4 protein-coding genes are annotated in these 14,122 nt (G+C 73.0%); all 4 read right to left on the reverse strand.

Going from position 1 to position 14,122, the window contains the following annotated elements; all coding sequences use genetic code 11:
- A partial coding sequence (locus IF19_RS01000000135050) for a lonely Cys domain-containing protein (protein ID WP_032788636.1) occupies positions 1-9,414 on the reverse strand: 9,414 nt, incomplete at its 3' end.
- A gap of 2 nt (positions 9,415-9,416) precedes the next feature.
- Positions 9,417-9,782, reverse strand: a complete 366-nt coding sequence (locus IF19_RS0128065) for a hypothetical protein (protein ID WP_030118328.1) — start codon at positions 9,780-9,782, stop codon at positions 9,417-9,419.
- Positions 9,783-9,812: 30 nt separating this feature from the next.
- Entirely contained in the window at positions 9,813-10,247 is a 435-nt protein-coding gene (locus tag IF19_RS0128070) for a YbaB/EbfC family nucleoid-associated protein (RefSeq protein ID WP_223857896.1), read from the reverse strand.
- 232 nt (positions 10,248-10,479) lie between these two features.
- The gene (locus tag IF19_RS1000000138730; protein ID WP_030118326.1) at positions 10,480-14,082 is read right to left on the reverse strand and encodes an AAWKG family protein; all 3,603 of its coding nucleotides are present in this window, start codon (positions 14,080-14,082) and stop codon (positions 10,480-10,482) included.
- Between the last annotated feature and the right edge of the window lie 40 nt (positions 14,083-14,122).

Here is a 14,122-nt window from a genome sequence, read left to right on the forward strand (position 1 = left end):
GGGCAGGGGGGCCGGGACGGGGGCGGGGACGCGGGTGCGGTAGTGCGGCACCAGCAGCCGGACGCTCCCCGGCACGGTGCGCGCGGCGGCGGCCCGGAGCTGCATCTCCAGGTCGTCCCCGTCCTCCGGCTCCGCCTCGGGCCGTACCGGGTTCCCCTCGGCGTCCGTCTCGGCGAACCGGACGAGCGGGTCCTCGGCGGTGCCCTCGTACAGGTCGAGGCCGAGCCGGGCGGGCACGTCGAAGAGTTCGCTGCCGTTGCGGGTGGTCATCGTGAACTGGTCGTAGCCGACCTGGCCGGCGCTGGAGGAGGCGTCGGTGAGCTGCCGGGTGCCGAGGTAGTCCGGGGCCGTGTTGAGGCCCCAGGAGCCGCGCGCGATGGGGGCGTTGACGCCACCGCCGCCGCCGAGCGCGCCGCTCAGCGCGGTGCCGCGCTGGCGGCCGCCGCCGGACTCGTACGAGCTGGAGCCGACGTGCAGCACGTCGGGCAGCCGGCGGCTGTGGACGGCGGGCCGGGCGGTGTCCCGGGCGGCGGTGAAGACCAGGTGTACGCGGCGGGTGCCCGAGACCGCGTTCGGCCGCTCGAACCAGACGGACTCCCCGCCGTCCACGGCGTCCGGCGCCGACGAGGCGAGGCCGTAGGTCGAGCGCATCTGCCGCAGCCGCCGCAGGTTCTCCAACTGGGCCACCACGAGCGGCTCGTCCAGCCGGAAGGCCGCGCGCCGGTTACGGGCCCGGGCGGGCGGCAGGAATCCTTCCTTGCGCAGCCACGCCTCGGCGGCGGTGAACAGCGGGTCGGCCCCGTCCACCTTCAGCGGCGTCTCGGTGTACCCGATGCTCTCCAGGTTCTCCAGGTGCTCGGGGAGTTCGCGCCGTTCCGCCGGGGTCGGGCGGTGGCCGGCCGTCGTGGTGCGCTGGGCGATCCGCAGCCGCAGGCCGTCCGCCCACGGCCCGAAGGTGGAGCTGACCCGGCCGCCGCCGGCCCGGTGGAGGGTCGCGGTGTAGGTGACCCGGCCGCTGGTCAGCAGGTGGCTGCTCTTGCTGCGGAGCCCGTGCATGAGGGTGGCGCTGCTGACGTTGCTGAGCTGGTCGGTCAGCTGCCAGTTGACGGCGGCCTTGCCCATGAGGTTGCCGCCGAAGGACGAGCCGGCGGCCGGGTGGCCGGGGGTGTGGTCGGTGGTGAACGCCGGTCCGCCCGACCCCTCGACGCCGATGCCGCTGGTCAGCTTCGCCGACTTGTCCACGCTGGACGCGTGCGAGAACCAGGTCTCCAGGGTGGACTTGCCGTCGGCGCTCTTGCGCATCGGCGGGCCCGGTTCGATGACGGCGGTCAGTTCCAGGACGCCGACCGCGTTGCCGTCGTCGTCCAGGAGGGTCGGCGAGAACACCCCGCCGTCCCGCTGGAGGTGCGGGGTGCCCTGGAGCATCCGCTGCGAGAGGAAGTTCTCCAGCGCCCGTTCCGAGTCCTCGTCGAGGTCCCGCAGCGCCGCGAAGGTGTCGTCCTGGAGCAGTTCGGTCAGCAGGCGGCGCGGTTCGGCGACGCTGTCGCCGCCCCACAGCGGCAGGTCGTCGATGTCGCCGGGCTCCGGCAGCGCGGCGGTGTCGTCGCCGTCGAAGGCCAGGTGCTCGTGGAACCAGATCGTGAGGGCGCCGTGCGACTGCTCGGCCTGCCAGTTGTCGGTGTCTCCCTCGCGGGGGGTGTCGACCTGGATCTGCCACCGCCCGTCCACGTCCATCGGGTGCGCGGGCTCCTCGGCCTGCTGCTTGCTCGTGACCAGGAAGGTCTCGCCGACGGTGACGGACTGGGTGAGCTGGTTGTGCGTCGCGGAGACGTTGACGGTGCTGTCCCACCAGCGCAGCGCCCCGGCGCTGTCGTCCGGGAAGATCCCGCTCCACGGCACCGAGCCGGTGCGGATGTTGCCCGAGCCCTCGACGTGCGAGGTGGACTGCCCGCCGCCGGCCCTGGCCTCGACCCCCATGTCCGGCAGGGTCGGCGGGCGCTGGTCGGTGGAGCCGCCGTACTTCGTGGACCGTACGGGGTCGGCGTAGGAGAGGCGTACGTCGACCGTCCGGACGCGGCGGCCGTGCCGGAGCGTGATCCGGTGTCCCTGGCGGCTGCGCAGGTACGGACGGTTCAGCTCGATCTCCTCGGCGCTCAGCACGTCCTGGAGCTGGGTCAGCAGCCGCTGCCCCTCGGCGGTCTCCGGGTCGGCGCCGAGGGCCTCGACGATGCTCCGGTGCAGTCCGTCCAGGACGGTCTCGGGGGTCGGCTCGTGGAGGACGAGGCCGACGTGCCCGTCGTGGCGGCGGCCGTGGTCGCGGATGTACTGCGAGAGCGGGGCGGGCGCGACGGCGGTGGAGGCGGCCGCCACCGCCGTGGACGGCTCGGCGCCGGGGGCCCGTCCGGTGAAGGTGTGGAGGGGCCCCTGCCGGCCGGAGACGCCGGGCAGGGCGGCGGGCCGCCGGGTCTGCCAGTGGTCGGGCCGCGTGTCCGTCCCCTGCGTCAGGACGATCGCGTTCCGGCCGGTGACCGGATGCGGGACGGGGGTGCTGGGCAGTTCGGACAGCAGGGTCGTGCGGGCGGTCCCGGCACGGCCGGCGAGGTGCTGGGCGAGGCCGCCGGGGTCGGTGTGGGAGCCGATCACCAGGAGCGGGGCGCGCAGGGCGATCTGCTGGTGGACCCGGTCGTGGCGGAGCAGGGCGGCGATCTCGCTGCCCGGCACCCAGCGGCTGGAGCCGTCGGTCCAGGGCATGGAGACGTGGCCGTTCGTGCTGTCGGCGTTGAGGACGTACGCCGGGGCGGCCGGTCCCCGGGGGGCGTCGGGCCACGGCGCCGGGTGCGGGGTGGCACCGTCCAGGCCGCCGTCGGGCGAGACGAGGTACCCCTCGGTCGTGATGTCCCCGGCGACCGGCCTGCGGGTCCAGTTGCGGCCGGTCGGCACGCCGCCGGCCATGAGCCGGTTGCCGTCGTCGAGGGCGCCGTGCCGTACGAGGTCCCAGGCGGCGAGCTCCGTCGGGTCGGCGGGGTCGAATCCGGTGACCGCGGCGCCGGCCATCAGCCACAGCAGCCGGTCGCCCGCCTCGTCCGGCGTCGGGGCGGCGGAGGCGGGCAGGTGGAGGGCCTTCTTCGCCAGGGCGACGGGGTCGGTGACCGATCGCAGGGCCTCGGCGCCCTTGACCGCGCCCCATACCAGCCGGCTCACGTCCGCGCGGGAGACCGCCGACGCGTCCGGCAGCCGCAGCACGTCGGCGGCGAGCGCGGCCAGGTCCTGCCCGGCCAGGCGCCTGAGCGCCCAGTCCAGGGACGGCATGGGCGTGTACTGGTGCAGCGTCAGCCGCCCGGCGGCGGCCTCGTCCTTCCTCCCGGCGGCGTCGAGCAGGACCCGCCGGACGTCGTCGCGGGACGGCGGGTCGTTGCTGGTGCGCTGGTGGCGGGCGTGCGTGACCAGGTGCAGGTGGTGGAGGGTGAACGGGCCGAGGACGCGCAGGTGCGGATCGGCGCGGCGCATGTTCTCCAGCGCCCCGATGCCCTGGAGCAGCGCCTCGAACCGCGCGTCGGAGGCCACGTCGGCGCCGAACGACCGCCGCAGCGCCTTGACGAGGCGCAGGGTGGTGGCGAGGACGTCGGCGGGGACCGGCCCGTCCTCGGTGTGCAGTCCCGCCGTACGCGCGAGGGCGGCCAGTTCGGCCGGCTCGGGTTCGGGGAGCAGCAGGCCGCGCTCGCCCTGCGATCCCGAGGGGCTCGCCAGCGCGCCCGCCTTCGGGGTCGCGCCGCGCATCAGCACGTGGACGCGGTCCACCGCCATGACGCCGGCGCGGCTGCCGTTGGCCACGCCCTGCGCGTACGAGGTGGCGCCGAGGACGTCGAACACGTACGGGGGCTCCCCCGCGTCCGACAGATAGGGCAGGTCCTCCGCCATCGCGTCGGCCCAGCAGGAGCCGAGGTCGATGACGGCGTTCGGGCCGAGCTTGCGCATGCTCGGGCGGCGGCGGATGTACCGGCCGGTCTCCTCCCCGCCCACCTGGACGGGCGGACTGCCGTCGGCCACCTCCATCACGCCGCGCAGCGGCTGGCCGTGCTGCGCGAAGTGGTAGACCGGCCGCCCGTTCTCCAGCAGCGCGGCCGGTTCGCCGATCGCCCCCTCCGACACCGGGTCGAACTGGACGAACTCGGTGATCTCCGCCATCGATTCGAGCATCGGCTCGTTCGTGACGAGGTCCGGGTCGGACATGGTGACCCGGCCGATGGAGCGGCCGTCGTCGCCGATGGTCCGCGTCTTCAGGGCGGGGTCGGGGAGGATCGTGCCGTCCAGCGCGGTCACGAAGCCTTCCTCGGCCGTCCCGTCGGGGCCCAGGTCGTCGGCGTCGCTGCCGAACCATCCGCCGAGCGGACGGCCTTCGGACCGCCGGTTCTCCACGACGATCCGCTCGACGCCGGTCGCGGGGTCGCTGACCAGGCCGACCTGGCCGCTGTGCGCCCAGACGCCGTCGCGGCCCGTCCGGAACGCCAGGGTGCGGGGCAGGGCGAGGCCCTGGTCGCCGCCGTGGGCGAGCACGAGGACGACGGGCGTGCCCGCCGGGAGCCCGGCGATGCCCGGGTCGTGGGCCACCAGCTCCACGAACTCCCGCCAGGGCACCTGGAGTTGCCCCCCGCCCCAGGGCAGCGTGACGTGATCGTGTCCGCCGTCGGCCACCACCACGTACGCACCGGCGCCGGCGTCCCACAGCGGGTCCAGCGGCCCCTGGAACTGGCCGTTGCGGCGCTGCCACACCTGGGTGGTGTCCACCGGCCCGACGGGCCGCGCGGTGAGATTCAGCCCCTGGTAGGCGCCGTTCGCCGCCATGATGTGGCGTCCGTGGTCCAGCGCGCCGCCGCTCGCCAGGTGGTAGGCGCCGAGCGCGTCGACGCTCGACGACCACCCGGCGGCCATCGCGTTCTCCATCGTGGCGAGGAGCTGGGCCCGCTGCTCGGCCGTGACCTCGGAGCCCGCGGGCAGATGCAGCACGCGCCGGGTCAGGCCGTCGATGTCCGGTGTGGTGCCGGGATCCTCCCGCCGTGCCAGCCGCTCCAGTTCGGCGGCGGCGTACGACGGCGAAGGCCCGGGGGCACCGCCCGGCAGCCGTGGGGGCAGGCCGAGTTCACGCCGTACGAGGGCGGCCAGTTCCGTACCCGACACCGCTTCCGTGCCGTGCACGGCCAGGTGCTCGGCCACCTGTCGTACGGCGTCGAGGTGGTCGGCGCGCGCGTGGCGGGAGTCGGCGAGCACGGGGTGCAGTTCCAGGGGCAGCACCAGCGACGTCGCCCGCCGCCACGCCTCGGCCGGGTCGGTGGAGACCGGCACGCCGGCGGCCCGGAAGGTGTCGAGCGCGAAGCTCTCGTAGGCGGCGTTCCAGGTGCGGCGGGAGGCGCGGGCGGCGATGCCGTCGAGCGCCTCGGACCAGGGGCCGGGGCGGTTCATCAGCAGGCGCACCCGCTGGACCGGGTCGGTGATCCCGCTGTCCTCGAAGCGCACGGAGCCGTTGAGGGCGGCTTCCAGCGCGGGCGCCTGGTCCGGCGTGACCCCGGCGGCGGCCAGCTCCTCTGCGGTGATGAGGTCGCCGGGCGCCGGGCGCGGCGGGTCGGCGGGCAGGTCGTCGGCGGTGACCAGGGCGGACGTGAGCCGCCGTTCGGCGTCCGTGCGGGACACGCGCGGCACGATCGACGCCACGGCGGCGTCGTGGGCGGCGTCCGCTCCGAGGTCGCGCAGCCGGTCCAGAGCCGCGTCGAGCCGCCGCTGCGCCCGGCCCAGCTCCTGCCAGGCGTCGTACAGCCGCGCGGTGTCGTCCGCACCGCCCCGGCCGTCGCTCACGCGCGCGTCGAGCGCCCGGACGGCGCGGGCGGCCCGGTCGAAGGCGGCTGCGGCGTCCTCGTACGCCCGGCGGGCCGCGTCCACGGCGTCGTCGACCGCCGCCGTGCCGGGGAAGTCCAGCAGGACCGGCTCGTCGGCCGGCGTCGTCTCCCGGTCGGTGCTCCGGCCCTTGCCCTTGCCGCCCGCTCCCGGGGTGGGACCCGGGCCGTCGCTCCGGCCCTCGGTGGCGAGGGGGACGGCGGCGGGCGGGGGCTGCTCGGCGTTCCGCGCGACGGACTCCTGCCCGGTGACCGGCTGAACCTCCGTGTCCGCGTCGGCGTCCGTGGCGGCCCCGGGGGCCCGGGTCGCCGCTCCGGTCTCCGTGGGCGCGGAGGACGTGGTGCGGAAGGGGACGGCCGCCGGGACCGGAGTCCCGGGGTCCGCGCTGCGGGGGGCCGGCGTCCGCAGGGCCTGCGACGGGTCGTCGATGCCGCTCGGGGGCCGGGTGCCCCGGGCGGTGAGCGGGTGGTCGACCACGGCGGCGCTGGTGACGACGGACTCGACCGCCCGGAGGAAGTGCTGCGGGACGGCGGGGCCGGGGGTTCCCGTGGCGCTCTGCCGCACCAGTTCGCGCAGCAGCGCCTCGGCCGCCGGCCCCCGGCCCGGTACGCCCGCGTAGCCCAGCAGGTGCTGGAGCACCGCGGCGTCGTCGCGGATCCGCCGCTCCGCCGCTTCCTCCGGGGTGGCGGCCGGATCGGTGCTGTGGAGACGCCAGTTGAGGTGGTCGGAGCCCTCCGGCCGCGCGGTCCGGCTCAGCTCGACGGCCTCGGCGTGGTCGGGCGCGGCCGTGAGGGTGACGTCGATGTGGAGCTGGTCGCCCGAGCCCGGGAGCTGGAGGCCGTGGTTCAGGTGGGTGTCGAGGAGGGTGCGCATCCGCTCCTGGAGGGCGTCCAGTTCGGCCGGGGAGAACCCTTCCCCGGTGCGGACCGGCAGGTGGAGCGAGACGTTGCTCAGCCAGCGGCCGTCGTCGGCCTGGACGCGCTGGACCCAGGCCCGTACGGGGGTCTCCGGGCCGTCGAGCGGCGCCGGGTCGGCCGGGGCGCGGCCGGGGTCGGACGACGGGTCGATCCGTACGGCGGTGGCGGGCGCGTCGGCCCGCCCCGGCCGCCACTGCTCGGGCCGTACGGGATCGGCCACCGGCACGGCGGGCTCGGGCGCCGGGCCGGCGGCGAGGTCCGTCCCGGCCCCGAGGTCGCCGGTGGTGTCGCCGGTGACGCCGTCGGCCGGGAGGTCCGACGCGGTGCGTACGGCCTCCGGCGCGGCCGGGGCGTCCTCGGGCCCGGTCGTGCGCCCGGCGCCGGGCGCGCGAGCGGTGTCGTCGGCGCCGGTGCCCCGGGGCTGGGGGGCCGGGCTCTCCGCGCCGTCGGCCGTGTCCTGCCGGCCGTCCGCGTCCTGGTCCGTCTCCTGCTCACCCGGCAGGTGGTCGGCGTCGCCGGGCTCGGCCGGGCCGTTCTGCGAAGGCTGCTGGGAGGGCTGCTGCGCGGGGTTCCCCGTACCGGAGTTGCCCTGCTGCGAGCCCTGCGGTGTGCCCTGGTTCCCGGCTGCGGGCGCCGGGGCGTTCGGCCCCGTCGAGGTGGCGACGGGGGCGGGGGGTGCCACGGCGTCGGCGTCCGCGTCCGTACCCGTTCCCTCCCGGGCCTCGTCCGGAAGGCCGGCCCGGTCAGTGCCGTCGGAGCCGCCGATGGCGCTCGGGTCCGGTGCGGAGGACGAGCCCTTGGGCCCGCCCAGGTTGCCGGGCAGGTCGTCCGTCGCGCCCGAGGTGTCCGGAGACGTGCCCGGCAGGAGGTCGGGCGCCAGGTCCGGCGTCAGGTCGGGAGTGAGCTCGGGCGTCAGATCGGGAGTGAGCTCGGGCGTCAGGTCCGGTGTGGTCTCCGGAGTCAGATCGTACGAGGTGAGGTCGGTGTTCGTCCCCGGCCCGGACGTGCGTCCCGACGTCGGCGGGGGCGTCATCGGCGTGCTGTCGGGCAGGGACGAGGACGGCAGCGTGGAGGGCGTGGACGAGGGCAACGATGAGGTGGGCGGCGGCAGTTGGGGCAGAGGCGACCCGCTCGTACCGGGGACGCCGTTCGTACCGGGGATGCCGTTCGATCCGGTGACGCCGTCGGACCCGATGACACCGTTCGATCCGACCACACCGTTGGGCCCGACGACGTTGCCGGGGTTGAGGAGGCTGTTCGGGCCGGTGCCGGGGCCGCTGACGTCGCGGGGCGTGAAGTCGGTGGGGCGGGTCAGCGCGTCGGACCCCGACTTCGGCAGGGTGTTCACGCCGGCCGGCGGCGACACGGCCGGCGGGGGCGTGAACGTGGGCGGCGGCAGGGTGCCGATCCCGCTGCCCGGTCCGTTCGGCAGGTCGGCCGAGACCGTGTTGGGGTAGGGGGTCGCGGGGCCGGGGGTGAACGGATTGGCCTTCACCGGCGGGGGGCCCTTGACGTCCGTGCCGCTCGCCGGGCCGCCGGGCTTCTCCGACCCGGACGGTCCGCCGTCACCGCCGCCCAGGATGCTGTTCGGGCCCGGCATGTCGTTGATCTCGGTGAACCGGTTGTTGTTGAAGTAGTTGTTGTAGATCGAGAAGGCGCCCGCGCCGACGGCCAGCCCAGCGCCCAGGTCGAACACGGTGCTGGTGCCGGAGCCGACGAACGTCTCCCACTTGAACTCCCACTTGTCGTAGAAGGCCCCGTTGATGATGACTTCGGCGGTGCTCTCGGCGGCGCCCCCGACGACGAAGACGGTGACGACGGTGGGAGGGCCGTTCACCAGCCCCTTGAACAGGTTGCTGTTCGGGTCGATCTTGAACTTGCTGAAGATGTCCCCGAGGAGGTCCTTGAAGTAGTTCTTGATGGGCTTGAGGAACTTCTCGAAGATCTCCATGAAGCCGGCGGTGAGCGCGCCGAAGGCGGCAGCGACGCCGACGTCCTTCCAGTCCACTCCCCCGGGCTTGCGGCCCCCCGGGTTCAGCGCGATCTGCGCCAGCCGAACCGCCAGCGTCTGGATGGCCTCCTGGATGGCTTCGCCCAGGGTCGGCGCGATGTGGGTCATCCGCAGCAGGCGGTCGACGATCATGAGGATCGCGAGTTTCTTGCGGGCCCGCGCGATGAACATCTGCGTGACCGAGGCGCCGCCGGTGAACGCGATCAGCGCCGCCAGGATCGCCAGTTCGGCGATCAGCATGATGATCTCGGCGATGATCTCCCACTTGGACGCCTGGATCTTCTGGGAGTAGTCCACCTGGCCGTTGGCCATCTCGTCGAGCTGGTTCAGCAACGCCTGGACGGGGTCCGTGCCGTTGGGCTCGTCGGTGAGCATCCGTACGCTCTCGATGTACGGACGCGCCACCTCCGGCGGCATCGCCTGCTCCACGATCTGGATCGTCTCGCGCGCGGCCGCGCGCAGGTCGATCAGCCCCCTCTGCAGGGCCAGGTAGAGGTTGCGACTTTCCCACGCCAGATTCTCCCTGGCCTGCAGGGGCATTTCGCCCAGCAGGATCCAGAGCATCGTCCGGACGTCCGGCGGAAAGTCGATCTCCTCCACGGTTAGTGCCGACCGCCCTGGGAGGAGTCGTCCGGCGTGTCGAGGCTCGACATCTGGCGGTCGATCTCGTCGCGCGCGTCGGACGAGACGCCCTCGATGTGACGGCTGTTGGACAGCACGGCATGCCGCAGCCCGGTGAACGCGCCGCCGATCGCCGTGAGCAGGTCCAGGCACGCCTGGTTGTTCGCGTCGTACTTGGGCCGCGTCTCCAGGGCGAAGTCGTCGTCGATGCCCGGCCACGGGTAGTAACTCTGCATGTCGGAGATGAAGTTCTCGGAGATCCTCTTCACCCGGGCGGGCAGCTCCTCCATCATCTCCCCGCCCTGGCGCATACGGCCGGGGTTGGCGATGAACTTTCCTGGTGCCACGGTTACCTCCCTCTCGTCCTGCGGATCACGTCAGTCTTCGTGGATCTCGTCGTGCAGCCGGGCCGACGAACGCCGCCCTGCGCCGTACGAGTCCTCCAGGGCCGAGCCGAACGCCCGGTTCCAGTCGATGTCGATGCCCCTGATGCCCGTGCCCTGGCCCGCGGTACGGGTCAGCGGCTCGAAGACGTCCATCACCTTGCGGGCCATCTCCGAGCGCCCCTCCTGGACCGCCTCCAGGATCGAGGCGGCGAGTTGAGGTCCCGTCATGGACTGGTGGCGGTTGTCCGGGAACTTCAGCCCCGTCAGCTCGCCCTGCGGGCCCACCGTCACCTCGACCGCGCGGTCCCGCGATCTGGCCGTCGCCGAGGACTGGCCGAGTTCGCCCTCGGCGCGCGCCACCGCGTCCTGCACAGCTGTGAGTTCAGCCATGGCCGCGGCCAGCTTCTTCTCCATCGATTCGCTCAACAGTCGCCCTTCCACCTGCGCGTACACCATTCTGTCGTACGCGTGTGCGTGTTACGAACATTCACGCGCCGGGGCAGCCGAAGCCGTCTCCCACCGCCCCGCGCGGAGTCCGGCCGTGACCGGCGGGATGCTCCCACCGCCCCGCGCGGAGTCCGGCCGTGACCGGCGGGACGCTCCCACCGCCCCGCGCGGAGTCCGGCCATGACCGGCGGGAAGCACTCCCGGACGCGCCCTAGCGTCCGATCACCGCCGGTGCGCCGCCTTCGTCGGTGCCCCAGACGTCCTCGTCCTCCGGCACCCAGGAGTCGCGGGTGCGTTCGCCGCTCTGGGTCGAGGGCTGACCGGCCCCGCCGCCCGCGCCCGGGGCCCCGCCGGCCATCGGCGGGAGGAAGGGCGAACTGCCTGCGGTCGGGCCGCCGGTGGCCACCCGCACCTCGTCGTCGGCGTAGCGCCCACCGGAGCCGGGAGCGGCGGCGCCGGGTCGCGCGCGACGGTTGCGGGAGACCGATCCGTCGATGACGTTGCGGACGCGCTCACCGGAGTCGGACTGGCCTCCGGCACCGCCCATACCGCCGCCCATGCCACCACCCATACCGCCGCCCATGCCTCCGCCCATACCGCCGCCCATCGGGGAGCCGCCCATCGGCGCGCCGCTTCCGCCCTCGCCGTAGCCGCCGGGACCGGGGAGCGGCCCGCTGTTGAGGAACGGGCGGTTGTGGCTCGGGGCGTTCGACCCGCCGGACGCCCCGTTGCCCGCCAGGGGCGATTCGTAGGGCTGGTCGTCGAACAGCTCCTCCTCGTAGGAGGCGGGGTCGTACGAGGGGGGCGTGTGGCCGGAGGGCCCGTCGCCGAACGAACCGGGTCCGAGCGACCCGTTGTTGAGCTGGCCGGAGTCGAAACTGACCGGGCCGGACTCGTCCAGGTAGCCGGAGACGGTGGAGCCGTCGGGGCGGGTGACCGTGGTGGTGCCGGTGTCCGGGTTGATCGTCTGGGTGGAGCCGTCCGGGAACTCGGTGACCACGTTGCCGCCGGCGTCCAGGTGCGTGACGCTGCCGCCGGGGTTGGACAGCAGGTCGCCGGTGTTGAGCGGGCCGGAGATGACGGAGCCGTCGGGCCGGGTGATGGTCGAGGAGTGGGTGTCCGGGTCGATCGTGACCTTGGAGCCGTCGGGGTAGTCGGTGACGACCCGGCCGTCCTGGTCGATCCGCGACTCGCCGCCGCCGGGGAGTTCGAGGGGGCCGTCGTTGACGGGTCCGCTGATGCGGGGGGAGGACAGGTCGGGCCCGTCGCCGTTGCCGAAGAGGTCCCGCCGGGAGCTGTCGTACTTGGCCTCGGCCTCCTTCTGCCGGGCCTCCTGCTCCTTGCGGACCTCCTCCTGCCGGGCCTCCGCCTCCTTCTGCCGCGACTCCTGTTCGGAGCGGACCTGGTCCTGCTTGGCTTCCTGCTCCTCGCGGAGGCGGTCCTGCTTGGCCTCCTGCTCCTCGCGGATGCGGTCCTGCTTCGCCTCGGCCTCGGCCTGCTTCTGCTCGGCCTCCTTCTGCCGGGCCTCCTGCTCGGCCTTGGCCTCCGCCTCCTTGGCCTCCTGCTTGGCCTCCTGCTCCGCCTGCTTCTGCTCCGCCTTCGCCTCGGCCTCGGCCTGCTTCTTCTCCTGCTCGGCCTGCTGCTGCTCCTGGCGGTCTTCCTGCTCGGTGCGGATGCGGTCCTGCTTCTGCTCGGCCTCGGCCTGCTTCTGCTCCGCCTCCTTCTCCTTGGCCTCCTGCTCGGCCTTGGCCTCCCTCTCCTTGGCCTCCTGCTTGGCCTCCTGCTCGGCCTGCTTCTGCTCGGCCTCCTTCTCCTTCGCCTCCTGCTCGGCCTTGGCCTCGGCCTCCTTGGCCTCCTGCTCGGCCCTGGCCTGAGCCTCCTTGGCCGCCTGCTCCTTCTTCGCCTCCTCCTGCTGGGTCTTGGCCTGGTTCATCTGCATCATCTGCATGTTCTCCGCACGGGACTGGGCCTCGGCCTGCTTGGCCTCCTGCTCCTTGCGGACCTGCTCCTGCTTGGCCTCCTGCTCGGCCCGCAGCTTCTCCTGCTTGGCCTCCTGTTCGGCCTGCTTCTGCTCGGCTTCCTTCTCCTTGGCCTCCTGCTCGGCCTTGGCCTCCGCTTCCTTGGCCTCCGCCTTGGCCTCCTGCGCCGCCGCCTTGGCCTCGGCCTCCTTCTCCTTGGCCTCCTGCTCCGCCTTGGCCTCAGCCTCCTTGGCGGCCGCCTTGGCCTCGGCCTCCTTCTCCTTGGCCTCCGCCTTGGCCTCGGCCTCCTTCTCCTTGCGCTCGGCCTCCGCCTTGGCTTCCTTCTCCTTGCGCTCGGCCTCCGCCTTGGCCTCACGCTCCTTGCGCTCGGCCTCCTCCTTCTCCTTCTTCCGTTCCGCCTCGGCCTTGGCGGCCTGGTCCTTCTGCCACTGGATGAACGCTTCCTGCTTCCGGGCGGCTTCCTCGGCGGCGGCCTTGGCCGCGGCGGCGTCGGCCTCCGCCTTCTCCTCGGCGAGTTCGGCCTTCTCCTCCTTGTAGTCGGACTCCAGCGTGCTGCTGGTCCCCCGCGACTTGACCGACCCGAAGTCCAGCTCGCTGTTGCTCCAGCTGTCGCGGACCTTCGTCATGGCGCTGACCGCCGCCTTGTCGAGGTTGTCCTCGACGGTCTGCCGCCACATGAGGAGGGCCTTGTTGCCGATCTTCACCCAGGTGTCGAGTTCCTTGAGCTCGCCGAACGTCTGCGCCTCGACGCTCAGCGGCATCTTGCCCTCGCCCTCGATGGCGTCGATGGCCGCCTCGTTGCTGAACTCGTCCTCAGCGATGTAGTTCGTGTACGTGCCGTAGCCGCCGCCGTACGTCCCGTAGGTCTCGACCTCGTACGTGATCTTCGTGATGTTGTTCTTCCATACGTACTCCACGATGGCCGACAGCAGGGTGTGCAGCACCGCGAGCGGATTGCCGTACCGCCACTGCCACGTGTTCCAGACCTCGTGGAGGTCCTCCACCGCTTCCTTGAAGTCCCGCTTCGCCTGCCGGAGCTCGGCGCCCTGCTTGGACTTGCTGTCGCCGGTCGCCTTCATGTCGTCGGCGTAGTCCGAGTACTGCTTGTTGATCTTGTTGATGAGGTCCCAGAACACACCGGCGGCCTTGCCCCGCCACGCCTTGTCCTTCTCCGTGCCGAGGCGGCTCTGCCACTCCTCCACGATCTTCTGCTGGTCCGAGAAGAACTGGGCCACCCGGTCGAACGCGCTCGCCACCGTCTCAAAGTTCGCGAGGGTCACGGACGCCTCGTTGTCCACCGGCAGCGAGTTCCAGCTGAACCCGTAGGTGCCGTCGGCGCTGTTGAGCAGCTCCGCCAGGGCGAGCCCGGTGCCGTAGGAGTAGCGCGTGGTGGCGGCCGAGTCCCAGGTCGGCTTGCCGTCCATGCCCAGGTGGTTGTTGATGGAGCTGGAGAACTTGCCACCCTCGTGCGTGCCCTGGCTCGGCACCCGGCCGTCCCCCTTGCTGCCGAGCAGGGTGATACGCGCCTTGTACATCGACACGTCGGAGCCGGCGCCGCCCTTCGCGTGGTAGAAGGGGATGACGAAGTCGGTGTTGCTGATGTCCGAACCGGCGTTCTCGTAGCGCCAGTTGAAGTCATTGGGGTCGACGTAGTCGACGTAGCCGACGTCGGAGATCTCCACCTTCATCAGCGGGATGCCCTCGTTGCCGACAAGCGTGTCGAAGAGGTCGTCCCGCTTCGGCGCCACGAAACCGGTGAAGAAGCCGACCGCCTCGGCCCACTGGTCGTTGGAACCGCCGAGGTCTTCTTCGACCTTGCTGGAATCGAGCGCCATGACAGGGAGCCTTTTCGTCGGGAGAGAGGGGGATACGGGA

Origin of the sequence: Streptomyces californicus, assembly GCF_000717645.1 — a bacterium.
GTDB lineage: Bacteria > Actinomycetota > Actinomycetes > Streptomycetales > Streptomycetaceae > Streptomyces > Streptomyces californicus.

Coding starts and splice junctions, on each gene's coding strand:
- IF19_RS1000000138730 (WP_030118326.1), bottom strand. CDS start 14,082: ATGGCGCTCGATTCCAGCAAGGTCGAAGAAGACCTCGGCGGTTCCAAC.